General features: G+C 34.6%; 26 protein-coding genes and 2 tRNA genes. 7 read left to right on the forward strand and 21 right to left on the reverse strand.

What is annotated here, in order from left to right; all coding sequences use genetic code 11:
- Positions 1-10: 10 nt before the first annotated feature.
- The 5 genes from typA to proS all read right to left on the reverse strand — a co-directional run bounded on the left by typA (position 11) and on the right by proS (position 4,107).
- Positions 11-1,807, reverse strand: coding sequence for a translational GTPase TypA (typA, locus tag Q0L65_RS02135; RefSeq protein ID WP_296682884.1), 1,797 nt, complete (start codon positions 1,805-1,807; stop codon positions 11-13).
- Positions 1,808-1,947: 140 nt separating this feature from the next.
- Positions 1,948-2,199: a 30S ribosomal protein S20 gene (rpsT, locus tag Q0L65_RS02140; protein WP_229316328.1), complete on the reverse strand. Its 252-nt coding sequence runs from the start codon at positions 2,197-2,199 to the stop codon at positions 1,948-1,950.
- 161 nt (positions 2,200-2,360) lie between these two features.
- Positions 2,361-2,432, reverse strand: a tRNA-Glu gene (locus tag Q0L65_RS02145).
- Positions 2,433-2,478: 46 nt separating this feature from the next.
- Positions 2,479-2,550, reverse strand: a tRNA-Glu gene (locus Q0L65_RS02150).
- Between the two features lie 78 nt (positions 2,551-2,628).
- Positions 2,629-4,107, reverse strand: a complete 1,479-nt coding sequence (gene proS, locus Q0L65_RS02155) for a proline--tRNA ligase (protein WP_296682887.1) — start codon at positions 4,105-4,107, stop codon at positions 2,629-2,631.
- Positions 4,108-4,209: 102 nt separating this feature from the next.
- Here proS and Q0L65_RS02160 point away from each other — a divergent pair, with 102 nt between their 5' ends.
- The 5 genes from Q0L65_RS02160 to Q0L65_RS02180 all read left to right on the forward strand — a co-directional run bounded on the left by Q0L65_RS02160 (position 4,210) and on the right by Q0L65_RS02180 (position 9,640).
- Positions 4,210-5,187: a hypothetical protein gene (locus Q0L65_RS02160; protein ID WP_296682889.1), complete on the forward strand. Its 978-nt coding sequence runs from the start codon at positions 4,210-4,212 to the stop codon at positions 5,185-5,187.
- Positions 5,081-6,742 carry a transporter gene (locus tag Q0L65_RS02165; RefSeq protein WP_366051180.1) on the forward strand — a complete coding sequence of 554 codons (1,662 nt, stop codon included), beginning with the start codon at positions 5,081-5,083 and terminating at the stop codon, positions 6,740-6,742. The genes Q0L65_RS02160 and Q0L65_RS02165 overlap by 107 nt, the downstream gene beginning before the upstream one ends.
- A 231-nt stretch (positions 6,743-6,973) precedes the next feature.
- Entirely contained in the window at positions 6,974-8,287 is a 1,314-nt protein-coding gene (rimO, locus tag Q0L65_RS02170) for a 30S ribosomal protein S12 methylthiotransferase RimO (protein ID WP_296682891.1), read from the forward strand.
- A 42-nt stretch (positions 8,288-8,329) separates the two neighbouring features.
- The gene (locus Q0L65_RS02175) at positions 8,330-8,830 is read left to right on the forward strand and encodes a hypothetical protein (RefSeq protein WP_296682893.1); all 501 of its coding nucleotides are present in this window, start codon (positions 8,330-8,332) and stop codon (positions 8,828-8,830) included.
- A gap of 6 nt (positions 8,831-8,836) precedes the next feature.
- A complete protein-coding gene (locus Q0L65_RS02180; RefSeq protein WP_296682895.1) occupies positions 8,837-9,640 on the forward strand; it encodes an N-acetylmuramoyl-L-alanine amidase in 804 nt (267 codons plus the stop codon).
- A gap of 117 nt (positions 9,641-9,757) precedes the next feature.
- Here Q0L65_RS02180 and Q0L65_RS02185 read toward each other — a convergent pair whose 3' ends face one another.
- The 3 genes from Q0L65_RS02185 to Q0L65_RS02195 all read right to left on the reverse strand — a co-directional run bounded on the left by Q0L65_RS02185 (position 9,758) and on the right by Q0L65_RS02195 (position 14,765).
- The gene (locus tag Q0L65_RS02185; protein WP_296682897.1) at positions 9,758-10,747 is read right to left on the reverse strand and encodes an outer membrane beta-barrel protein; all 990 of its coding nucleotides are present in this window, start codon (positions 10,745-10,747) and stop codon (positions 9,758-9,760) included.
- Between the two features lie 494 nt (positions 10,748-11,241).
- Positions 11,242-13,440 carry a B12-binding domain-containing radical SAM protein gene (locus tag Q0L65_RS02190; RefSeq protein ID WP_296682900.1) on the reverse strand — a complete coding sequence of 733 codons (2,199 nt, stop codon included), beginning with the start codon at positions 13,438-13,440 and terminating at the stop codon, positions 11,242-11,244.
- Between the two features lie 47 nt (positions 13,441-13,487).
- Positions 13,488-14,765 (reverse strand): MFS transporter, encoded by a 1,278-nt coding sequence (locus tag Q0L65_RS02195; protein ID WP_296682902.1) that lies wholly within the window; start codon positions 14,763-14,765, stop codon positions 13,488-13,490.
- A gap of 117 nt (positions 14,766-14,882) precedes the next feature.
- Here Q0L65_RS02195 and bshC point away from each other — a divergent pair, with 117 nt between their 5' ends.
- Both bshC and Q0L65_RS02205 read left to right on the forward strand, forming a co-directional pair.
- Complete coding sequence (gene bshC, locus Q0L65_RS02200; RefSeq protein ID WP_296682903.1) at positions 14,883-16,472, forward strand: bacillithiol biosynthesis cysteine-adding enzyme BshC; 1,590 nt, start codon at positions 14,883-14,885, stop codon at positions 16,470-16,472.
- Positions 16,473-16,569: 97 nt separating this feature from the next.
- On the forward strand, positions 16,570-16,989 hold the full coding sequence (locus Q0L65_RS02205; RefSeq protein ID WP_296682905.1) for a nucleoside-diphosphate kinase: 420 nt from the start codon (positions 16,570-16,572) through the stop codon (positions 16,987-16,989).
- Between the two features lie 125 nt (positions 16,990-17,114).
- Here Q0L65_RS02205 and Q0L65_RS02210 read toward each other — a convergent pair whose 3' ends face one another.
- From Q0L65_RS02210 to Q0L65_RS02270, 13 genes are all read right to left on the reverse strand, one after another.
- Positions 17,115-17,411, reverse strand: coding sequence for a DUF721 domain-containing protein (locus Q0L65_RS02210; RefSeq protein WP_296682908.1), 297 nt, complete (start codon positions 17,409-17,411; stop codon positions 17,115-17,117).
- Positions 17,392-17,835: a lipocalin family protein gene (locus tag Q0L65_RS02215; RefSeq protein WP_296682911.1), complete on the reverse strand. Its 444-nt coding sequence runs from the start codon at positions 17,833-17,835 to the stop codon at positions 17,392-17,394. The genes Q0L65_RS02210 and Q0L65_RS02215 overlap by 20 nt, the downstream gene beginning before the upstream one ends.
- A 4-nt stretch (positions 17,836-17,839) precedes the next feature.
- Positions 17,840-18,013, reverse strand: a complete 174-nt coding sequence (locus tag Q0L65_RS02220; RefSeq protein WP_296682913.1) for a hypothetical protein — start codon at positions 18,011-18,013, stop codon at positions 17,840-17,842.
- 6 nt (positions 18,014-18,019) lie between these two features.
- On the reverse strand, positions 18,020-19,000 hold the full coding sequence (ftsY, locus tag Q0L65_RS02225) for a signal recognition particle-docking protein FtsY (RefSeq protein WP_296682914.1): 981 nt from the start codon (positions 18,998-19,000) through the stop codon (positions 18,020-18,022).
- Between the two features lie 127 nt (positions 19,001-19,127).
- On the reverse strand, positions 19,128-19,280 hold the full coding sequence (locus tag Q0L65_RS02230; RefSeq protein WP_066310049.1) for a DUF4295 domain-containing protein: 153 nt from the start codon (positions 19,278-19,280) through the stop codon (positions 19,128-19,130).
- A 57-nt stretch (positions 19,281-19,337) separates the two neighbouring features.
- On the reverse strand, positions 19,338-19,520 hold the full coding sequence (rpmG, locus tag Q0L65_RS02235) for a 50S ribosomal protein L33 (protein WP_007805817.1): 183 nt from the start codon (positions 19,518-19,520) through the stop codon (positions 19,338-19,340).
- A 27-nt stretch (positions 19,521-19,547) separates the two neighbouring features.
- Complete coding sequence (rpmB, locus tag Q0L65_RS02240) at positions 19,548-19,784, reverse strand: 50S ribosomal protein L28 (protein ID WP_091259039.1); 237 nt, start codon at positions 19,782-19,784, stop codon at positions 19,548-19,550.
- Positions 19,785-19,857: 73 nt separating this feature from the next.
- A complete protein-coding gene (locus Q0L65_RS02245) occupies positions 19,858-21,111 on the reverse strand; it encodes a CinA family nicotinamide mononucleotide deamidase-related protein (RefSeq protein ID WP_296682923.1) in 1,254 nt (417 codons plus the stop codon).
- A gap of 12 nt (positions 21,112-21,123) precedes the next feature.
- Positions 21,124-21,468: an Hpt domain-containing protein gene (locus Q0L65_RS02250; protein WP_296682926.1), complete on the reverse strand. Its 345-nt coding sequence runs from the start codon at positions 21,466-21,468 to the stop codon at positions 21,124-21,126.
- Positions 21,468-22,079, reverse strand: a complete 612-nt coding sequence (locus Q0L65_RS02255) for a fumarylacetoacetate hydrolase family protein (RefSeq protein ID WP_296682928.1) — start codon at positions 22,077-22,079, stop codon at positions 21,468-21,470. Before Q0L65_RS02255 ends, Q0L65_RS02250 begins: the two co-directional genes overlap by 1 nt.
- Positions 22,080-22,093: 14 nt before the next feature.
- Entirely contained in the window at positions 22,094-23,176 is a 1,083-nt protein-coding gene (locus tag Q0L65_RS02260; protein WP_296682931.1) for a hypothetical protein, read from the reverse strand.
- Positions 23,177-23,226: 50 nt separating this feature from the next.
- A complete protein-coding gene (locus tag Q0L65_RS02265) occupies positions 23,227-23,997 on the reverse strand; it encodes a 3'-5' exonuclease (RefSeq protein ID WP_296682934.1) in 771 nt (256 codons plus the stop codon).
- Between the two features lie 113 nt (positions 23,998-24,110).
- On the reverse strand, positions 24,111-25,406 hold the full coding sequence (locus Q0L65_RS02270; RefSeq protein ID WP_296682937.1) for a dihydrolipoamide acetyltransferase family protein: 1,296 nt from the start codon (positions 25,404-25,406) through the stop codon (positions 24,111-24,113).
- Positions 25,407-25,408: the final 2 nt, after the last annotated feature.

Below are 25,408 nucleotides of genomic sequence, written 5' to 3' on the forward strand. Positions count from 1 at the left end.
TTTTTTATCCTTAGATTTTAAATCTCTTTCTATCTGTTTCTGTCAAATAAATTTTTCTCAAACGAATACTTTTTGGAGTAACCTCAACATATTCATCTTTTTGAATGTATTCCAACGCTTCCTCAAGAGAGAAAATAATTGGTGGAATAATTCTAGCTTTCTCATCATTTCCAGAAGAACGAACATTTGATTGTTTTTTCGCCTTCGTTACGTTGATACACATATCATCGCTACGAGAATTCTCTCCAATTACTTGACCTTCGTAAATTTCATCATTTGGATTAACGAAGAATTTACCACGATCTTGTAATTTATCGATAGAATAAGGAATCGCTTTTCCATTTTCCATAGAAATCAATGAACCATTATTTCTACCTGGAATTTCACCTTTATAAGGCTCATATCCAATGTAACGGTGTGACATAATGGCCTCACCCGCTGTAGCAGTTAATAATTGATTACGCAATCCGATGATTCCACGTGATGGAATATTGAATTTAATAATCATACGCTCCCCTTTAGCTTCCATAGAAAGCATTTCTCCTTTACGAATAGTAACAAATTCTACTGCACGCCCAGAAAGATTCTCAGGTAAGTCGATTGTTAATTCTTCAATTGGCTCACATTTTTTACCATCAATTTCTTTGATGATAACTTGTGGTTGACCAATTTGCAACTCATACCCTTCTCTTCTCATCGTTTCGATAAGAACCGATAAGTGCAATACTCCACGTCCAAAAACCATGAATTTATCAGCTGAATCAGTTTCACCTAACTTCATTGCTAAGTTTTTCTCTAATTCTTTTGTTAATCTTTCACGGATATGACGAGAGGTAACAAATTTTCCTTCTTTACCAAAGAAAGGCGAATCGTTAATGGTAAACAACATACTCATTGTAGGCTCATCAATAGCGATAGTTTGTAATGCTTCTGGATTTTCAAAATCAGCGATAGTATCTCCAATTTCAAATCCTTCAACACCAATAATAGCACAAATATCACCTGCAATTACTTGTTGTACTTTTTTACGACCCAATCCTTCAAAAGTATGTAATTCTTTAATTCTTGATTTCAAAATAGCACCATCTCTTTTTACCAAAGAGATTGGCATTCCTTCATTTAAAACACCTCTTTCTAAACGACCGATTGCGATACGTCCTGTAAAAGAAGAAAAATCTAAAGAAGTAATCAACATTTGTGGTGTTCCTTCAGAAACTTTAGGAGCTGGCACATTTGCAATTACCATATCTAATAAAGGCTCAATGTTTTCGGTTTGATTTTTCCAATCATCTGACATCCAGTTATTTTTAGCTGAACCGTAAACTGTTGGGAAATCCAATTGTTCTTCGGTAGCTCCTAGTTCAAACATTAAGTCGAATACTTTCTCATGAACTTCTTCAGGAGTACAGTTTTCTTTATCTACTTTATTAATAACCACACATGGTTTTAAACCTAAATCAATTGCTTTTTGCAAAACAAAACGGGTTTGTGGCATTGGTCCTTCAAAAGCATCTACCAATAAACAAACTCCATCAGCCATATTCAATACACGCTCTACCTCACCACCAAAATCGGCGTGACCAGGAGTATCAATAATATTGATTTTTGTTCCTTTATAAACAACAGAAACGTTTTTTGAAGTAATCGTGATTCCTCTTTCACGCTCTAAGTCGTTGTTGTCAAGGATTAAGTCACCTGTATTTTCGTTATCACGAAATAATTGACAGTGATACATAATTTTATCAACCAAAGTCGTTTTACCGTGGTCAACGTGGGCAATAATTGCAATGTTTCTAATAGATTCCATCTGTGATTTTTAATGGGTGCAAAGGTACACTTTATTTTGAGATAAAAAATTGTTTCTATTCATTACTTAACACCAAAATAATACGTAATAAAAAAAGCCTCCTAAAAAAGGAGGCTTTTACTATCTTCAATTGTATTTAATTACAATTTAGCAACGTGTTTAGTTAACTTTGATTTCAAGTTAGATGCTTTGTTATCATGAATGATATTTTTCTTAGCTAACTTGTCAATCATAGAGATAACAGCAGATAATTTAGATGAAGCATCTGCTTTATCAGTAGCCAAACGCAAAGCTTTAATCGCATTACGAGTAGTTTTGTGTTGGTATCTGTTTAATACTCTTTTCTTTTCGTTACTTCTAATTCTTTTTAAAGCTGACTTATGATTTGCCATTTGGTGTATATTTTAAAATGTAAATAACTAATTAATATATTAGAAATAAAATTAGAAAAACCTCCCACAATTAATCATTATTAATCACTTCAGTTTTAACTAACAAAACAAATAAGGAGACACCAAAATTTGTTTCATAAAACCATTTCAAAACTAATTTGTAGTCCGTGGGGGAATCGAACCCCCCTTACCAGGATGAAAACCTGGCGTCCTAACCGATAGACGAACGGACCATTTTCCTTCTAAGTTCAGGATAACTATAGCATTAATCAGATTTTGTAGTCCGTGGGGGAATCGAACCCCCCTTACCAGGATGAAAACCTGGCGTCCTAACCGATAGACGAACGGACCTCAATTCTGTAATGCGGATGCAAAAATACAACTATTTTTTAGACGCACAAGAGTAGATGCGAAAAAAAAATATTTTTTTTAATAGGCTTTTGCAAATAACACTCTACCAGCAGATTCCGATCCTGTAAAAACACATTTCCCTTGCTCTTCTACTCTATCTAAAGGAATACAACGGATAGTTGCCTTAGTCAAATCCTTAATTTTTTCTTCTGTTTCTGGAGTACCATCCCAATGTGCTGAAATAAATCCACCTTTATTTTCTAATACCTCTTTAAATTCTTCAAAAGAATTTACTTCGGTAATATGATTTTGTCTGTAATCGAATGCGCGTTGGAACAAATCATTCTGAATCGTTTCTAATAAGTCATTGATATAATTTACAATTCCGTCTTTTGAAACCACTTCTTTACTTAAAGTATTTCTTCTTGCTACTTCAAAAGTACCGTTTTCTAAATCTTTTGGCCCCACAGCAATACGAACTGGCACTCCTTTTAATTCCCATTCAGCAAATTTGAATCCTGGTTTCTGAGTAGTTCTGTTATCAAACTTCACTGAAATTTTCAACTTTTTGAATTGAACCATCAAATCATTCACTACCGAAGTAATTTTCTCTAGCTCTTCATCTGACTTATATATAGGAACAATTACTACTTGAATTGGAGCTAAGTTTGGAGGTAAAACTAAACCATTATCATCCGAATGGGTCATTACCAAAGCTCCCATCAATCGAGTTGAAACTCCCCAAGAAGTTCCCCAAACATATTCTTGTTTTCCTTCGGCATTAGCAAACTTAACATCAAACGCTTTAGCGAAATTTTGACCTAAAAAGTGAGAAGTTCCCGCTTGCAACGCCTTACCATCTTGCATTAAAGCTTCAATACAATACGTCTCATCAGCTCCTGCAAAACGTTCGGTCTCTGTTTTCAATCCTTTTACAACCGGAATCGCCATAAAATCTTGAACAAAATCAGCGTACACATTCATCATTTTTTCTGACTCCTCAATGGCTTCTTGACGTGTAGCGTGAGCTGTATGCCCTTCTTGCCATAAAAATTCGGCAGTTCTTAAAAACAAACGCGTTCTCATTTCCCAACGAACTACATTTGCCCATTGATTAATCAATAACGGCAAATCGCGATACGACTGTACCCAACCTTTATAAGTTGACCAAATAATGGCCTCACTTGTAGGACGAACAATTAATTCTTCTTCTAATTTAGCATTAGGATCTACCATTAGTTTTCCAGGGCGACTTTCATCTGCTTTCAATCTATAATGAGTAACGATAGCACATTCTTTAGCAAACCCCTCTGCATTAGTTTCTTCAGCCTCAAACATACTTTTAGGAACAAATAAAGGAAAGTACGCATTTTGATGTCCTGTTTCTTTAAACATTCGATCTAATTCTGCTTGCATTTTTTCCCAAATTGCATAGCCGTAGGGTTTGATTACCATACATCCTCTAACTCCTGAATTTTCGGCTAAATCAGCTTTAACAACTAGCTCATTATACCATTTTGAATAATCTTCTGATCGTGTAGTAAGGTTCTTACTCATATTATATAGTTTGGCACAAATTTTGTTTTCTTCATTATTAACTCAATAGTTTGGCAAAACTAACTATTTTTGTAATGTGCAACAATAAAAAAACCTACAGATATGAAAACTAATTTTATTTCTTTCCCAAAGCCCTCTCTTAATTCCATAATTGGTTTTTTAAGCATTTTTGCTGTAACTTCTTGCGGTTCGTACCAAAATAGTTCGTATTACGATACTGATGGTATTTACGGTACTACTGATTCTAAAATTCAGAGAAGAGTCATTCCTAACGAATCAGCAACAGCCTACCAAAATTACTTTAGTTCACTACAAGATGCCAATGATAGCACTGCTATTTTTACAGATGTAGATAATTACAACAACTATAACAGTCAAGCTAACCAACAAAACAGCTCAAGCTATGCTAGTTGGGGAAGCAACTCACAAGACATAAACATTAACTATTACCCAAGCAATTGGGGATTATCTTTTGGATTTGGATATCCTTATTATAACTACGGATGGGGGAATTCATACTACGGTTGGAATTCACCTTACGGTTATTGGAACAATCCTTACTATGGATGGGGGTATTTAGATTACTATGGCTACAATTATTATCCTATTTACGGATGGGGATATTCAGGTTATAACTATAATTACGGGGCAACATACAGAGGCACAAACTATTCTCATAACAGTAGCCGAAGAGGATCCAACTATAACAATAATGCAAATCCTTCTGCAAATTACATCGGAAGAACATCACTTCAAAACACCTCTGAAAATTCTATCAGAAATACCTATAACCGAAGTAGCTCAACACCTACTTTCGGCAGGAATTCAATTAACACCCAAAACCAAAATTTTCTGAACAATAACATCGGTAGATCAAGAGTAAATTCAACTAATAACAACTCTACTCCTACACGAACTTACAACCGAACCAATAATGATACTAGTCCATCTAGGTCTTATACTCCTACTAATAATGACAACTACTCTCCTTCTCGATCTTCTTCGGACTCCAGCTATGGGCGTTCTAGTAGTGGCAGCTCTTATGGAGGAGGTGGTGGTGGAAGAAGAGGCGGAAGATAATCCAATTACACCTACTAAGAATTTAATCAATAGAAATCTCAAACCTTATATCATGAAAAAATACATATTCCTTATATTAATTTCATTTTCTGTGAGTCAGCTTCGCGCACAAGAAATCAGAGACGCATTGCGTTACGCACAAGACAACACCAACGGAACAGCACGTTTTAGAGCTATGAGTGGCGCTTTTGGAGCACTTGGTGGTGATTTATCTGCTATTAATGTAAATCCTGCAGGTTCTGTAATTTTTGCTAACAATCAACTTGGATTTACTTTAAATAACACTTCCATAACAAACAATGCAACCTATTTTGGAGATACAACAAAAGAAACCGACAATTCATTTGATTTGAATCAAGCGGGAGGTGTTTTTGTTTTTAAAAATCAAAACAGCTCAAGTAATTGGAAAAAGTTTTCTATCGCTATCAATTTTGAAAATACAAATAACTTAAACAATTCTATTTTTTCTGCTGGAACCAATCCAACACATTCAATTGATTCTTATTTCTTATCGTATGCTAATGGAATCCCTTTGAGTGTTTTAGAGAACTCTTATTATGAAGATTTAGGTCATGCCGCACAGCAAGCCTTTTTGGGCTACCAAGCTTATGTGATCAACCCTGCAAGTACTAATTCAACGAATACAGTTTATAATTCTAATATACCATCAGGAGGTAATTACTACCACGAAAATACTATTACAGCAAAAGGATATAACGGAAAATTATCTTTTAATGCTGCTACTTCCTACAAAGACAAATTATATATTGGGTTTAACTTAAATTCACATTTTGTAGATTTTAGACAATCTTCTCGGTTTTATGAAGACAATAATGCTCCGCTAACTTCAAACTATACAATTTCACGAGTGCAATTTGATAATGATTTGTACACTTATGGTACTGGCTTTTCTTTTCAATTTGGAACAATTGCCAAGATTACCAATGAATTACGATTAGGATTAGCTTACGAATCGCCTACATGGTACAGACTTAACGACGAACTTACACAACAACTTGTAGGTGTTAGCGCCAACACTTCAGGTGAATTAGCTCCTGATGTAGTAAATCCAAATATAACCAATTATTACGAACCATATAAATTACAAACTCCCAGTAAATGGACTGGAAGTATGGCGTATGTTTTTGGCAAGAAAGGACTGATCAGTTTTGACTATGTTATAAAAGATTATAGCAGCACCCAATTCAAGCCATCAAACGATTCCTATTATAGAGGATTAAACAGCAACCTTACTAATTTATTAGACAAAACTAATGAGTTACGAATTGGAGCCGAATACAAAATACAAGCTTGGAGCCTACGATCAGGATACCGCAAAGAACAAAACCCGTATAAAAACAAAACTACTATTGGAGATGCAACAGGATATTCAGGAGGAATCGGATATAATTTTGGAGGAACTAAACTTGACCTTTCCTATGCTACATTCAAAAGAGATACCAAACAAGGATTCTTTGAACAAGGACTTACTGATGGTGCAGCTATCAACACAAAAAACAGCACAGTCACGTTGACTCTTTTGTTTGAATTATAAACGATAGAAAATAAAAACTCAATAAAACATCTTGTACTGAAAAACAAGGTGTTTTTTTTAGCCCTGATGGAAGCGGCATCCTTTTAAAGCTTCTATCCTTCAAAAGGCTGGAAGCTTTAAAAGATAGAGCGGACAGCGGGAGTAAACGCCATAAAAAGCCAAAAGATTTGTGCTCCTAAAAATAAAAAACGTAATTTTGCCCACCTTTCAAACTATTGAAAGTTTACTACTATGAGAACGAAATCTTTAAAGAAAAATAAAATCAACGTGATTACCCTTGGATGTTCCAAAAATATCTACGATAGTGAAGTTTTAATGGGCCAACTTCGTGCCAGCGGAAAAGAAGTGGAACACGAAGCTCCTGAAGCAGAAGAAGGTAATATTATTGTAATTAACACCTGTGGTTTTATTGACAATGCAAAAGCGGAATCAGTAAATATGATTTTAGAGTATGCTGATAAAAAAGAGCGTGGATTAGTAGATAAAGTATTTATAACTGGATGTTTATCGGAACGTTACAGGCCCGATTTAGAAAAAGAGATTCCGAATGTAGATCAGTTTTTTGGCACCACGGAATTACCTCAACTATTGAAAGCATTAGGTGCTGATTATAAACACGAATTATTAGGCGAACGCTTGACTACCACACCTAAAAATTATGCTTATTTAAAAATTGCCGAAGGATGCGATAGACCTTGTAGTTTCTGTGCTATCCCGTTAATGCGAGGAAAACACGTTTCGCAACCTATTGAAAAATTAGTTAAAGAAGCCGAAGGTTTGGCCCGAGATGGTGTAAAAGAATTAATTTTGATTGCTCAAGATTTGACCTATTATGGTCTTGATATTTACAAAAAAAGAAATCTAGCCGAGCTATTAGAAGCCTTGGTAAAGGTGGAAGGAATTGAATGGATTCGTTTGCATTATGCCTTCCCTACGGGTTTTCCAATGGATGTTTTGGAAATTATGAAACGGGAGCCAAAAATTTGTAATTATATCGATATTCCGTTGCAACACATTTCCGATTCTATCTTGAAATCTATGAAACGCGGAACGACTCAAGCAAAAACGACTCAATTACTTAAGGATTTTAGAGCTGCTGTTCCTGGAATGGCTATTAGAACCACTTTGATTGTGGGGTATCCTGGAGAAACTCAAGAAGATTTTGAAATCTTAAAAGATTTTGTTCAGGAAATGAAGTTTGATAGAATGGGTTGTTTTGCTTATTCTCATGAAGAAAACACTTCGGCTTACCTACTTGAAGACGATGTTCCAGATACTGTAAAACAAGAACGCGCCAACGAAATTATGGAATTACAATCGCAAATTTCTTGGGATTTGAACCAAGAAAAAGTAGGGCAAACTTTCAAATGTATCATTGATAGAAAAGAAGGCGGTCACTTTGTGGGTCGTACCGAATTTGACAGCCCTGATGTAGATAATGAAGTATTAATTGACGCTACTCAACATTATCTAAAAACAGGAGAGTTTGCAACTATCAAAATCATTGAAGCAACCGAATTTGATTTGTACGGAGAACCTGTTTAAATTACACATCTTTTATTATATTTGATTCTAAATTAATCTTTTATGAAAAATAAACTTCACATTTTTAGCATCCTTTTTTTACTATTTGCTTGTAACACCATTTTTGCACAATATGGCGGATACGGTGGTGGTTATGGTGGATATGGAGGTGGATACGGTGGATACGGTGGAAGAATGAGTCAAATGGGAAGTATGGGAGGCATGAATCAACACCAAGAAAAACCAAAAGAAATCCCTGTAGAAGTTACCGTAGGTAAAATTATGGAACAATTAAAACCAGAATTAAAACTAGATGCACTCCAAGAAATTGCTATTGCCAATATATTAACAGAGAGTATCAAATCTCAAGGCGCCATAATAAAACAAGAAATTAGTCAGGACGACAAGGTTAAAGAAATACAGACACTATCTGAACTTACTGATTCTAAAATCAAACAATTATTGACCCAAACACAAAAAGACAAATACAAAGCGATGCAGGAAGACGCCAAAAATCCTAAAAAATCGAAAAAGAAAAAGAAAGACGATAGCGATTCTAATTAGAAAACCATGAAAAAATATTTGTTTCATTTATTAGTAATTACAACTATTTATTCATGCGGCTCTAATCCGTATCGATTAAGCGACAAATCTTATAAAAAACAGCTGAAAAAATTCCAAAAAACACTTGCAATTACCCATACAACACCTTTGCAAAACGGAATTGAACCACAATGGATTAGTACTGTTAATTTCAATCTTCGCAAACCGAATTTTATTATAATTCACCACACCGCTCAAGATTCTTTACAACAAACAGTAAAAACATTTACCTTAGCAAAAACACAAGTAAGCGCTCATTATGTTATTAGTGATAATGGAACAGTAGTCCAAATGCTTAATGATTATCTTAGAGCCTGGCACGGAGGAAATGCTAGTTGGGGAAAAAATACCGATATTAATTCTGCTTCAATTGGAATTGAATTGGATAACAACGGTAGCGAACCTTTTTCTGAAGCACAGATCAACAGTCTATTGGCTTTGCTATCCCGATTAAAAAAGGATTATAATATCCCTACTCAAAATATAATTGCGCATTCTGATATTGCACCTACACGTAAATCAGACCCAAGCGCTTTCTTCCCTTGGAAAAACTTAGCTGAATTAGGATTTGGCCTTTGGCCTGACACCAATTTAGAAAAAGCCTCTGAAAATTTCAATATTGAACAAGGATTGCGAATTATTGGTTACGATACTCGTAATCTATCATCGGCTATTAAAGCATTTAAACTACATTATATTCAAACCGAAGTAGATGATGTATTAAATGAGAAAACCATCAACACGATTTATTCCATTTATAAAAAACAATAAATTCCTCTCCGTTATTTATTAAAAAAACTGCCCAAACACTATTTGCATTTGAGCAGTTCCTTACTATTTAAAACACATTGTTTCTAGGAAACAATAAACACACAACTTTATTTTCTATTAAAAACCATACACCATTGCTAAGGCAAATTGAGATGCTGATTTTGTTGGATTCCCATTAGATGTATAAAAATCTTCTTCAGAAGCGCTATCCAATCTGATTTCAGGTATAAAAGTCAAACCTCCTGATTTTAAGTTCGCTGATAATGTAAAAGCTGAAACTGAGGTATCGGTAGTTTTAGACTTAAATGATTCTGCACGTAATCCCAAACCAAAAGAGTCTGAAATGGTAACTGATGGATATAGTGCTACTCCAGAATAACCTGTACCAGTTACCTGTCCTGAAAAATCAGCTGCATTTAAACCTAATTTGAATTTTGGTGATATTTGGTAAGCAGCAGTCAAATCAACAATAGTACCACTTTCAGACCCAGTCAATAAATTAAAATAAGCTGTTAATCCTTCAGCTGGAGTTACTGACAATTGTGCTCCAAAAGCATTCAATCCAAATTCCGGAACAGCTTTATAGGTATTCCATTGATCATTAAATAAACCAACCATTAACCCCACTTTGCTAGATACAGCATAATTTGCTTTTATTCCAGCATTTTGAAATGGACCCGTTGTAAACAAATACGAAGTTGAATAATGAAAGTTAGCCAAAGGAGAAATTACTTCATACCCAATGAATGTCCCCATATACCCTGCTGTCAAACTTAACTTTTCAGAAGCCGCATAGGTCGCATATAAATTTTGTATGTGAAAAGACTGTCCATCAACGTCTGGTATAGATTGTCCAGCTCCTCTAGGACCGAAAGAGACCTCACCTACAAATGAAGTTTTTCCTGTTTTCTTTTTCAAAACTACATCAATCATACCTAAAGAAAGTGAATTCTGATCTGTAGCAAAACTTGTCGGGATATTAGCTGTTTTTGCGAAATCATATTTCCAATACGCATCAGCAGATCCTGAAATTTCTAATGGAGTGTCTTGTGCAAATGTAAATGTACTTGATAGTACTAAAGCTAAAATGGCAATTACTTTTTTCATGTTTAATCGATTTTAATTTAATATTTAATTTATTGTAAGAAATAGAATCAAGTCAGCTTATCGAAATCAGATGAAATATCATCTTCAATTAAAGACTGAATTATTTCTTTTTCCTGAAGCAAAAATATCAACTTTTATCAACGTAAAAGATAAAAACATAAATTTTATTCAATATTTCAAGCAGTTTTATCAAATTCAAAATAAAATTCGCAAAAAATACAGATTCATAATTCAAAACACCGTTTAATTAAGACATTAATAACATAAAAATACACAATACCCCTATTTTTTTAGGGTATTATATTTTTTAAAACTTAAAAAGACCTATTTTAAGCTATTTTTTCACACATAAATTACAAATACCCCCGTGTTTTTTTTTAACATTTTAAAAATAATTAAATTCACAACAAACCAAGATTCAGATTTTAGAACATAAAAAAACCACCTCTATTAAGGTGGTTATAAATTGTATGCTACTACAATGAAAAAAGATACTACAAAATCAACAATCCAAATTCCTTTAGTGAATTCATCGGTTTTGAAAACCAAAATAATTCAAAATCAGCTAATTCACTTTCAAAATCAGCTTTTAGTTCTTGAAATTGTATCGTTTTTGAATTGGAAACCGAAATTATATCTAGAATATTAACAAGCCACTCCCCTTCTTTTTGATTGGTTTGAATAACAAACGTTTCTTTTTTGTCGTGAAATGTCAAACTCATCATATCCCAAGAGTTTCCTTTTTTAGTTTTTATAAAACTCCTTACAGTAGGCTTCCCTCCTAACCAAACTACTTTAGCATTGGGTTTGCTATTAAAATTCGTTTCTTCTTCTAAGGCATCATAAATAAAATCAGGACGAATGGTGGTTTTGGGAATTTTAAAATCAAACCAATCTTGCAAATCGTAATCCAAGCAGATGCCGTGCATAAAATTAAACAATGATTTTTTTAAGCCAAAACTAAATTGTTCGTGATCTATGCCTGTACTATCAGTATACGTGAGATCATTGTTGGCAAAAGTCCCAACTGCGTTTGTATCCTTGGTAACACCAAATTTCTCTGGATACATTCCTACAGGACTGTGGGCGGTCATAGCAAATTGGTGCCAAAATCCGGATTGCAACACGCCAGCTTCAAACAATTGGCGTACCATTTCTAAACTATCCACCGTTTCCTGAATGGTTTGTGTGGGATAACCATACATTAAATAAGCATGAACCATTACTCCTGCTTCGGTAAAATTGCGCGTTACTTTGGCTACTTGTTCCACTGTTACACCTTTATCAATTAATTGCAACAATCTGTCGGAAGCCACTTCGAGTCCGCCCGAAACCGCAATACAACCTGAAGCCTTTAGCAACAAACACAAATCCTTGGTAAAGCTTTTCTCAAAACGAATATTCGTCCACCATGTCACTGCTAATTTACGGCGCAAGATTTCCAAAGCCAGTTCACGCATTAAGGCTGGCGGAGCAGCTTCGTCAACAAAATGAAACCCTGTTTGACCTGTTTGGGTCATCATTTCTTCCATTCGGTCACACAAAATTCCAGCGGCAATCGGTTCATACACTTTAATATAATCCAAAGAGATGTCGCAAAAAGTACATTTCCCCCAATAACAACCGTGTGCCATGGTCAATTTATTCCAACGTCCATCGCTCCACATACGATGCATCGGATTCACAATTTCAATTACTGAAATGTATTTATCCAACAGTAAATCTGAATAATCTGGCGTTCCCACTTGTGACTGTTTGTAATCGTGTCGAGAGGAATCATTTTTATATACCACTTTGCTATTTTCCAGCAAAAAAGTGCGTTTGAATTCGGCATTTGACCCGGATTCTAAATTTTCTACAATCAATTCAATCGGCAATTCGCCGTCATCCAACGTAATAAAGTCAAAAAACTCAAAAACTCGTTCATCCGAAAGTGAACGTAATTCGGTATTCGCAAAACCACCTCCCATCAAAATTTTAATTTCGGGATGATTTTCTTTGATCCATTGTGCTGAACGAAAAGCCGAGTATAAATTCCCTGGAAAAGGAACTGAAATTAAAAATACTGTAGGTTGAATGGTTTCTATTTTTGCTGCCAAAATCGAAAGCAAAATATAATCAATATAAGTAGGTTGATTTTGTAAGGCTCCGTACAATTCATCAAATGAATTAGCACTTCTCCCCAAACGTTCAGCGTAGCGACTGAAACCAAAATTAGGATCTATACATTCTACAATAAAATCTGAAATATCTTCAAGGTACAAGGTCGCCAAATGCTTTGCCTTATCTTGTGTTCCCATAGTACCGAAAGCCCAATCTAATTCTTCCAATTGTGCAAATCGAGACGCTTCTGGCAAAAAATCTTCTTGGCAAATTTGGAGTGCCAAAGTAGGATTCTTTCCTTGTAAAAAAGCAACAACCGAATCTATGGTTTTTATATATTCGTCTTGAAGCGCAAAAATACGTTGTGCATTTTCTGAAAATGTTTCTTCTTGAAATTTGGAATTGGAGACTTGAAACAAATCTTGCAATCCCTTTTTCGAAAACAAAGCTAAAATAACTTCTATCCCTAAATCGGCTTGTTCTGACGCTATATTTTTGGTATTCAAAAATCCTTTGATATAAGCCGTTGCTGGATACGGAGTATTCAACTGGGTAAACGGTGGCGTAACAAGGAATAGTTTTGTTTTCAAGGGGATTATTTTGGAGAACAAATATCGTTTAATATTGTGTCTTTACATTAAAACTGATGTTCTTTTTTGCTAATCACCAAAAGAGAAATCACAGAAATAACGGCAGCCGCTGAAAGATAATACCCAACGAAGTTCAAACCATAGTTAGTAGCAATCCATATGGCAATCATAGGAGCAAATGCAGCCCCAATAATACCTGCTAGATTAAAAGTCAATGATGCTCCCGAATAACGAACCGTAGTAGGAAACAATTCGGAAAGAAAGGTTCCGATAGGGCCATACGTAAATCCCATTAATGCCATTCCCAAACACAAAAAGAACGTGACTAAAATAGTACTTCCCGAATTTAAAAATGGAGAAAAGAACAAACCAAAAACAGCAATCGCTAAGGAAGCATAAATCAACATTTTTCTACGTCCAATTTTATCTGCAATTACTGCAGATACAGGTATAAATGCCGCAAAAAACAATACTGAAAACAGCTGAATCAAAAGGGCTTCTTTGTTGGAGAATTTCAATTCTTTTGTATTCCAATTCAGCATAAATACCGTCATTAAATAAAAAACCACAAAAGTAGTTACTGCAGCAAAGGTTCCGAATAGCAGTTCTTTTCGGTACGACTTCAATAAAGTTACAAAAGGCAACTTCACTTCTTCTTGCTCTTTTTTGGCAGTTTCAAAGGCAGCGGTCTCCGTAATTTTTAAACGAATATAAAAGCCAACCAAAACTAATAACGAACTAGCAATAAAAGGAATTCTCCATCCATACTCTAAAAAATCTTGAGAACTCATGGAATTTGTCAACAGTAAAAAGGTTCCTCCCGAAAGTACCAAACCAATTGGCGCACCCAATTGCGGAAACATCCCATACCAAGCACGTTTGTGAGGTGGTGCATTTTCGATTGCTAACAACACCGCTCCTCCCCACTCGCCTCCAAGACCAACACCTTGTCCAAAACGACACAACATTAATAAAATAGGCGCCGCAATCCCGATGCTTGCATAACTGGGTAAAAAACCTATACTCACTGTCGAAATTCCCATCGTCAGTAAAGCCACTACTAATGTTGTTTTACGCCCAATTTTATCTCCGTAGTGCCCGAAAACTGCCGACCCTATTGGACGTGCAAAAAAAGCAATAGAGAAAGTCGCTAAAGATTGTAAAACTGAAGTGGTACTATCCGTTCCCGGAAAAAACAATTGTGGAAACACTAATACGGCTGCATTAGCATAGATATAAAAATCAAAAAACTCAATTGTAGTTCCAATTAAGCTTCCGAAGAGTACGTGTTGTAAGGAATTCTCAGGTTGCCGTGTTGTGTTCATTTATTTTTGGGTATTAATATATTTTCAAACGAGTATAAAAATGCTACTATTTTTCGAAAGCCGCAACTATTTAGTTCCAATATTTTTTTAGTATTTTTACTCCAAACAAAACCCAACATGCCAACTGACTGTATATCCTATCAAAATTCAGGCTATTTTTCCTCTTTAATCAACGACTATTTAGATCAAAAATCCAGTCTAAATTCTCTATACAATCGGTTTCCAACAATGGAAAACTTCGAAGGGCAAATCGCTGAAAAAGAGGGAAACTACAATCATGACAATCGAAAATTATTGGTTAGTGTTTTACAAAAGCAATATCAAAACATCAAAATTTCTAAGGCTACTCAAAATAACATTGCTGCATTAGAACAATCCAATACGTTTACAATTACAACAGGACATCAACTCAATTTATTTAGCGGTCCTTTGTATTTTTTATACAAAATCATTTCCACTATCAATTTGGCTTCGGAACTAAAAACAAAATATCCCAACTATAATTTTGTGCCTATCTATTGGATGGCAACCGAAGACCATGATTTTGAAGAAATCAACTATTTCAATTTCAAAGGCAAAAAATTCCATTGGAACAAAGACAGTTCTGGACCTGTTGGCCGATTATCAACTGAAGGATTGGATGCCGTATTTGAAGTTTTTGCACAAGAATTAGGCTCAAGTAGCCATGCACAAAAAATCAAAGAACTCTTTCAAAAATCGTATTTAAAACACCCTAATTTGGCTGAGGCCACTCGATTTCTAGCCAATGAACTTTTTAGCGACTACGGCTTAGTAATCATCGACGCTGATGCTGCCGAGTTGAAACGCATTTTAATTCCATACATCAAAGACGAACTAGAAAATCAAACGTCTTTCCAAGAAGTTACTGCAACTATTGAAAAACTAAACGGATATTCCATTCAAGTCACCCCCCGTGAAATCAACTTATTTTACATTGAAAACAACTTGCGGGAGCGAATTATTTTAGAAAATGGCAGTTATAAAATCAACCATACTAATTTATCTTTTTCCAAAGAAGCGCTATTTGAATTGGTCGAAACCCATCCAGAAAAGTTCAGTCCGAATGTTATCTTGCGCCCTTTGTACCAAGAAGTTCTTTTGCCAAATCTATGCTATATTGGCGGAGGAGGCGAGATTGCCTATTGGTTAGAATTACAGTCTTTTTTCAATGCTGCAAAAGTTAGTTTTCCTATGTTGTTGGTTCGTAACTCTGTTGTATTGGCCACTGAAAAGCAAATCAAAAAAGCAGATGCTTTACACCTTTCTTGGGCTGATTTGTTCAGTAAGCAGAATGATTTGGTCAACCAAAAAACAAAAGTACTTTCTGAAATCGACTTGGATTTATCGAATATAAAAGAACAGCTAAAAAAACAATTTGAAGCATTATATAGCATTGCAAAACAAACTGACGATTCCTTCATTGGAGCACTAAAAGCCCAAGAAACCAAACAGACCAAAGGAATCGAACACCTAGAAAAACGATTACTCAAAGCACAAAAACAAAAATTGGCAGACATATTAAACCGAATTATTCAATTACAAAACGAATTATTTCCCAACCAAAGTTTACAAGAACGACAGACTAATTTCTCAGAGTTTTATTTAGAAAATGGCGAAGCATTGATTCCCGCTTTAATAGCAAAACTACAACCTTTGGAACAATGTTTTGAAACACTAATTGTTTAATCTACGTATTTAAAAAAATCTATTTTTTTATCACTTTTGTTATATAAATAACAAAAAATCAGTATTTTTGAATTCCAAAATAATAATTACATAAAAAATGGCAACAAACAGAACTTTCACCATGATTAAACCCGATGCGGTTAAAAATGGACATATTGGAAACATATTGGCAATGATTACCAATGCCGGATTTAAAATTGTTTCTTTAAAACTAACGCAATTAACTGTAGCTGATGCACAAGCATTTTATGCAGTACATAGCGAACGTCCTTTTTACGGAGAATTGGTAGAGTTCATGTCAAGCGGACCAATTGTTGCTGCTATCTTAGAAAAAGAAAATGCAGTAAGTGATTTCAGAACCTTAATTGGAGCTACTAACCCTGCTGAAGCTGCCGAAGGAACCATTCGTAAATTGTATGCTACTTCTACGGGAGAAAATGCAGTTCACGGTTCAGATAGTGATGAAAATGCTGCTATTGAAGGTGCTTTTCACTTTGCTGGAAGAGAGCAATTTTAATCTAGACAGTTAGATTATTAGAAAATTAGACTTCTTAGATTTTATAAAAAGAGAAACCCATTTCAATCGAAATGGGTTTTCTTTTATTATCTAATTTTCTAAAAAAGTCTAACTATCTAAATAATCTATCGTAACACTACATCCTTAATCACTTCTCGTTGCAATTCCTCATTAATCATTGCAATGATTTTGGACTTTCCGTGAATTAATTCTTCTCGTAGAACAGAAGAACTTAACTCAACATATAAAGTATTTCCTCGCAAGGCAACATTTTTGGTATAACTGTTAACACCATTGCCCATTAGGTTTTGCCACGCCTCTTTGACATCAATCTGATCCATTCCGGGTTGCAATTTATTCACTTGGATAATTTGCTTTAAAACATCGCCAACAGTACTTTGATTACTTAGTCTTTTTGCCATCACCCAAAATATTTATAGCCGTTGCTTTCTTGTAATGGTATTCTTTTTTTTGTGCATTCAACACCACTAATTCATCCGCTGTCAAAGCAACAATCTCTTCAGTGTATTTCATATAAGGTGTCGCGTAATCCAAATAGGCTTTGTCATCTTGAAAACGAACACGCACCTTTTCATACGTATCATCTACTAAAAAAGTGCCGTCCAACTGAGGAGCTACTTTTTTTCGGATACCTTGATTATTCGTATCGATTTGGAAGTAATCATAATTTTGATTGGCACCATATTCTTTGTCTTCGCCTTGATCAAAAACTACTTTTTCGATTTCCCAATACCCATTAATTTTAGGGATATCAGCAGTTTGTATTTGCTGCTTACAGCTTACAAAAAGGAACGAAAACAATACTACTTTAACTAAATTCTTCATACCGCTATTTTTTAGTATTCACTCTTTTATACAAACCCAAAAAGAAAAACACCAAGCCTATTACTAGAGATAAATAATAAACAGGTACACTTTGTTCCCGAATCACATTCGCCAAAACAAAAGCAATTACACTTATAAAATAAAAAGCCATTGGGCTTAATTTGCCAAAAGAACTCATCGTATATTATTTAAAAAAACTATCTACAAACTCGAATTTATTGAACACTTGCAAATCTTCAATTCCTTCTCCTACGCCAATATATTTTACTGGAATTTGAAATTGGTCTGAGATTCCAATAACTACTCCACCTTTGGCTGTACCGTCTAATTTGGTTACAGCTAACGAAGTCACCTCTGTAGCTGCTGTGAATTGTTTGGCTTGTTCAAAAGCATTCTGTCCTGTTGAGCCATCCAAAACTAATAAAACATCATGAGGAGCATCTCCAACCACTTTTTGCATGACACGTTTTACTTTGGTTAATTCGTTCATCAAATTCACTTTGTTATGCAAACGTCCTGCTGTATCAATAATCACAATATCAGCATCTTGTGCCACGGCTGATTGTAAAGTATCGAAAGCTACCGAAGCTGGATCACTTCCCATATTTTGTCTTACAATTGGTACCCCAACTCGATCGGCCCAAATTTGCAATTGGTCAATAGCTGCTGCACGAAACGTATCCGCTGCACCTAACACTACCTTATGACCCGCTTTTTTAAATTGGTAAGCTAATTTTCCAATAGTAGTCGTTTTTCCTACTCCATTCACACCCACTACCATTAAAACATAAGGCTTAGTTTGTATTGGTGTAACAAATTCTGTAGCCTCACTTGAATTGGTTTCAGAAAGTAAACCTGCTATTTCTTCACGAAGAATCTGGTTCAATTCACCTATACCTAAATACTTATCGGCAGCTACACGAGCTTCGATACGTTGTATTACTTTTAACGTAGTATTCACACCCACATCAGAAGAAATAAGGATATCTTCTAAATTATCTAAAACTTCGTCATCTACTTTAGATTTACCTGCTACCGCTTTGGATAACTTGGAAAAAAAAGTAGTTTTTGACTTTTCAAGACCTTTGTCTAAGGATTGCTTCTCCTGTTCGTTAAGACTTTCGTCCTTTTTCTCGGAAGAAAATATTCTTTTGAAAAAACTCATGTTGTAATAGTATTATATATGAATGATTTAGGATCAGAAAATGGAACGCATTTTCTAATGGTAAATATAGAAAATAAAAAAGCTACTTCCGACTGAAAGTAGCTTTTCTATATACTGTTAAAGTAAATTATTTCTTTTTCAAGAATTCATCAACTGCTTCAGGAGCCATAATAGATTCAACGAATGTATATGCACCAGTTTTTGGAGACTTCACCATTTTAATGGCTTTTGATAATCTCTTAGAAGCTGTTTGTAACGATGCTACGGTTTTCTTTGCCATGATTCAAATGTTATTTGAAATTAATACTATCTACAGATTGTATCTAATCTCTAATTATTATTTAATTTCTTTGTGAACTGTTACTCTTTTCAAGATTGGATTAAATTTTTTAATCTCTAATCTATCTGGAGTATTTTTTTTGTTCTTAGTTGTAATATATCTTGAAGTACCTGCAACACCTGTTGTTTTGTGCTCAGTACATTCTAAAATCACTTGGATTCTGTTACCTTTCTTTGCCATCTTGCTGTATATTTATTTAGGAAAAGATTATTTAATAAATCCTTCTGCTTGTGCTTTTTTCAAAACAGCAGCAATTCCATTTTTATTAATTGTTTTTATCGTAGATGCTGCTACTCTAAGAGTAATCCATCTATCTTCTTCTGGAAGATAAAAACGCTTTTTAACTAAGTTCACAGAAAATTTTCTCTTAGTTTTGTTCATAGCGTGAGAAACGTTATTTCCTACCATCGCTCTTTTACCTGTAAGGTCACAAACTCTTGACATTATTCTTTATCTTTTATCGTTATTCAAAATCAGGGTGCAAAGAAAAGAAAAATAAACGGATCAAACAAAAAAATTAAGGCACATTTTTTAAAATTTCTTTTTGCAGCATTTCCAAACTCTTAATCACTGCTCTATCTATCACTTTTTCACGGGGTTGACCAAAATTAAATTCTTCAATAATTACACCATTAGGTGTTGCCAAAGCAATACAAACGGTTCCCACTTCGGCATCTGCATCTCCTTTTGTCGGACCTGCATTTCCTGTCGTTGCGATAGCATAATCAGTTTGCATCATTTTCTGCACACTCAAAGCCATTGCCGAAGCCACTTCTTTACTAACTACAGAATGCTCTGTTATAAATGCATCTGAAATTCCCAACACATTTACCTTTACCTCGGTAGCATACGCCACTACACTTCCTTTAAAATAGGTCGAAGCGCCAGGAACAGAAGCAACTAGTTGTGCTATTTTACCTCCTGTGCAACTTTCTGCCGTAGCAATAGTCTGTTTTTTTTCTTTTAAAATTCGTCCAAGTACCACTTCTATAGTGTCATCCTCTTCAAACCCTACTATAATATCATGAATGATTGCATCCAATGATTTCAGATTCAATGCAATCGCCTCTTCTAATTGGTGTTTGTTCTCACCTCTAGCCGTCAAGCGCAAACGCACTCGCCCTGGACTTGGCAAATAAGCCAACTTAATGCATTCAGGCAATTGATTTTCCCAATCTTCAATTCGTTCTGCCACATGACTTTCTCCTTGACCGTAAGTCAAAATAGTTTTGTGAATTATATATGGTCGTTGGTATTCGTGAACCAATTTAGGAATAACTTGATTTTCTATCAAATATTTCATCTCATAAGGCACACCCGGTAAGGAAATAAAAACTGTATTCTCTTTCTTAATCCACATTCCCGGAGCCGTTCCTACCTGATTGTGTAGTACCGTACATCTTGAAGGCACCAAAGCTTGGTCCTTATTAATTTGAGAAGCCACACGACCCAAAGCACGTTCTATCAAATCAATTACATGATTTTCAACTTCAGTATTTCGAACCAAAGTATCTCCAAAATACTCACAGAGTGTATGTTTGGTAATATCGTCTTTTGTTGGTCCTAAACCTCCTGTGATTATTACAACATCTAATTTGTTTTGAAGCAAAGCAAACGTATCTAGAATATGCTGTTTATTATCTGAAATAGAAAGCATTTCGTGAGTTTCAATTCCAATTTTATCCAATGACTTGGCTATAAAACCCGAATTCGTATCAACGATTTGACCAATTAAAATCTCATCTCCAATAGTAACTATAGCTGCTTTCATTTTTGAATTGATTTACAAATTAAAGTCTTTCTTAATTTCCTTGATGGCTTCCTTAACTTGTGATTTTACGCTTTTGTAGGTCTCTTTAATGTTCTTTGTTTTTCCTTCGGCTTTTGCCCAGGCTTCAATCAGCACTAACTCTTCAAAAGCTACGTGCATTCCCATCAAATCCAATGTAGGCTTTATTTTATGAGCATAAGCATACACTTCTTTATGCATTTCCGCCTTGATTCCAGCTTTGATTTTCGACAAATCTTTAGGGACTTCATTGACAAACAAAACCAGTATTTGATTTACAAATTCGGTATCGTTATCTGAAAGCGCGTACACTTTCGAAAGGTTGTAGTGTAGTGCCATTATTTTACTTGTATTCTAAATAATTGTTGTCCTTCTAAAAATCCTTCCAAAACATCGTTGGGTTGTACTGCCGCCACTCCTTCTGGCGTACCTGTGAAAATAATATCGCCAATTTTTAAGGTAAAAAACTGAGAAACATAAGCAATTAGTTCATCTATTTTCCACAACATCAAACTCGAATTCCCTTTTTGAGCCACTTGGCCATTTTTGAGCAATTCAAAATTGACATCGTCTAAAGAAGTAAATTGTTCTTTGGAAACAAATTCTCCAATTACTGCCGAACCATCAAAAGCTTTGGCTTTTTCCCAAGGTAATCCTTTGGATTTCAATTGGTCTTGCAAATCACGGGCGGTAAAATCAATTCCAACACTAATTTCGTCATAATATTTATGCGCGAATTTAGGTTCAATATATTTCCCCACTTTGTTGATTTTTACAACCAATTCAATTTCGTGATGCACTTCATTAGAAAACTCAGGAAGCACAAAAGGATGTTGTTTTAACAACACTGCCGAATCTGGTTTCATAAAAACCACTGGCTCCGTAGGGCGCACGTTTTGTAATTCGGCTATATGATTGGTATAATTTCTACCGATGCAAATTATTTTCATCTGATTTATAAATATTATTTTGAAAAATTATACCCTATTCCTACTAATAATAAATGCCCAAAAATTTCATTTCTTAATTCACTTTTAACCATTAACCTTCTATAAACATCAAACTCTAAACCTGCACCATATAACAATCCAATACCAAAATTATTCTGCAAACCATTACTTACTTGCGAATTACCAAATTGATCTTCGCTCTTAACATAACTTAAATTGATTCCTAAATAGAAAAAGGGACGGATTTTTTTATTAAGAATATTCTGCTGCACTTGAATTGGAAGTGAAAACAAACTAGTTTTGTAATCAACAGGAAATTTATTACCATAAATATTATAATATTCTTCTGAATATTTATAATTATAATAACTGAAGCCCATATTCAATGAAGTGCTTTTACTAAAATTTGGAAAATACGTTCTATACATAGTTTGAACAAAAAATTCACTATCTCCCATTCTATTTGGAATTCCCATACCTAAAAAACCTAAATAATAGTGAATAGGTTTAGTCTTATAATCGGCTATCTTACTATCTATACCTTTCGACTTGTTATATTCTAAAACTAATTTAACAAATTCTGACTCATTAAAATTTATTTTTTTTTGAGTACCATAAATATCTTCTAAAGCTAATTTCAAATAGCCTTCATAATTAAATTTAGCTAATTCCGTTTGTTTAATTTTGTCATTTTGAAGAACATAATTTATGTCATTATTCCTAATGATAAAAATATCATCACCCTCATATACTCCTTGATATAAAGAAGCTTTTCCATCAATTAGTTGCTTCCCAAAAAGCGCTAATTCTGTTTTATTTTTATTAACCTTAACATTTAAAGCTACATAAATCTCTCCATTATTCAGAGTTAGTTTTTTTATTTCCATTGGAGTGTACAAGACTTCAGATACAGAACCAATCTTTTTAAAGATTATTTGTTTGGACATGTCAAATTTATCGCCCAATTTTACTAACCCTTCATATTTTTCTCCATTCAACAATTCAACATTTCCTTTTTCAAAGGTGTCAACTAATTGACCATAATTTTTGCTGTTAAACAATAATATAAATAACAATACTACAATGTGTTTATTCATGTTTTAAAATTTAAATTGAACTATAATTAAGTAATTTGTCTTTGATGAAATTACTTAGTATTTAATTTTCTAAGCTTAATAGCAGTCAATACTTTTTTGGTATACAAAGGAAAATCAGCATTTTGAATCCAACTGAAATAACCTGGTTCAGTTTCCAATACCTTTTCCACTTTGGCTCCTTTGTGTTTTCCAAAAGTAAAAATCTCTTCTCCATCTTTGTCAAAAGCAATCATGCCAGCAAAATCAGCAATCTTTTTTCGAGTTGTAAACTCAGAAAGCGTTTTCATATCATTTTCCAATTCAGGATAACGGTCCAATTGCGCTTTTAAAATCTCATAAGTTGCCATGGTATCAGCTTCAGCAGAATGAGCGTTTTCAAGACTTTTACCACAATAAAATTTAAGTGCTGCACTCAATGTACGTTCTTCCATTTTATGAAAAACAGTTTGTACATCAACCGACACCCTATTTTTCATATCAAAATCAACTCCAACACGCAACATTTCTTCAGCCAACAACGGAATATCAAAACGATCTGAATTATACCCAGCCAAATCACTGTCTTTAATCATATTTTGAATTTGGCTAGCCAATTGCGCAAAGGTAGGCTCGTTAGCTACTTTTGCATCATCAATACCATGAACCGCTGTAGATTGTGGTGGAATTGGAATTGTAGGATTCACTAACCAGGTTTTGCTTTCTTTGTTCCCATTCGGAAAGACTTTGAAAATTGAAATTTCTACAATTCGATCTTTTCCAATGTCAATTCCGGTGGTTTCTAAATCGAAAAAGCAAATTGGTCTATTGAGTTTAAGTTCCATCTAATAATTTTATAAGATTACAAATATATCAATTTGTGGCGAATGTATTTTAAAAAAGAAAACCCTTTCAAAGTCCTGCTCTGAAAGGGTTGTTTTATAGTATGTTGTACTAATTAAATATCTGTATCTACATCAAAAGCCTCTAAATAATCAGCAACGCGTTTTACAAACATTCCGCCTAAAGCACCATCCACTACACGGTGATCATAACTATGAGTCAAGAACATTTTTTGGCGAATGCCGATAAAATCACCCTCAGGAGTTTCAATTACCGCAGGTACTTTACGAATAGCTCCTAAAGCTAGAATTCCTACTTCGGGTTGATTGATAATTGGCGTACCAAAAACACTACCAAAAGAACCTATGTTAGTTACCGTGTACGTACCGCCTTGTGTATCGTCTGGCTTTAATTTTCCATTTTTAGCGCGATTACCTAAATCGTTTACCGCTTTTGCCATACCTACCAAATTCAATTGGTCGGCATTTTTAATCACAGGAACAATCAAATTCCCATTAGGCAAAGCCGTAGCCATTCCTAAATTGATATTTTTCTTTTTAATGATGAAATTTCCATCTACCGAAATATTCATTCCTGGAAAATCTTTCAAGGCTTTTGCCACTGCTTGCATAAAAATAGGTGTAAAAGTCAATTTCTCTCCTTCTCTCTTTTCGAAAGTTGATTTCACTTTATCTCTCCATTTTACAATATGAGTCACATCTACTTCAACAAAAGATTGAACGTGTGCCGAAGTTTGCAACGAAGCCGTCATATACCCTGAAATCAACTTGCGCATTCTGTCCATCTCCACAATTTCATCTTCGCCATTAACAGATACAGGTACTGCTTGCGTACTTGGAACGATGGTTGGCGTTGGAGTGGATGGATTAACAACTGGTGATTTTTGTCTTCCAGCTACATAGGCTAAAATATCTTCTTTGGTCACACGACCTTCTTTTCCAGAACCTTGAATACTTTCTAATTCGGCCACAGAAACACCTTCTTCTTTCGCAATATTTTTTACCAATGGAGAAAGGAATTTTTCTGTCCCTTTAAAATCTACCGCTGGAGCAACAATAGCTTGAGCGACTTCAACTGATTTTTCGATTTCAGCAACGGCAACAGGAATTGTCACGCTTTCTACAGGTGCAGGAGTAGACTCAGCAGTCGCATCTGTTTCAATAATGGCGATGGTTTGCCCTACTTGAACCAAATCATCTTTAGCAAATAATTGTTCTACCAAAACACCCGAAACTTCACTTGGCACTTCGCTATCTACTTTATCTGTAGCAATTTCAAGCACAGCATCATCAGCTTCAATTTTATCACCAACTTGTTTTAACCAATTAGTAATTGTTGCCTCTGCTACACTTTCTCCCATTTTTGGAAGTTTCAATTCAAATCTTGCCATAA

The sequence above is a fragment of the Flavobacterium sp. genome (assembly GCF_024642105.1).
GTDB lineage: Bacteria > Bacteroidota > Bacteroidia > Flavobacteriales > Flavobacteriaceae > Flavobacterium.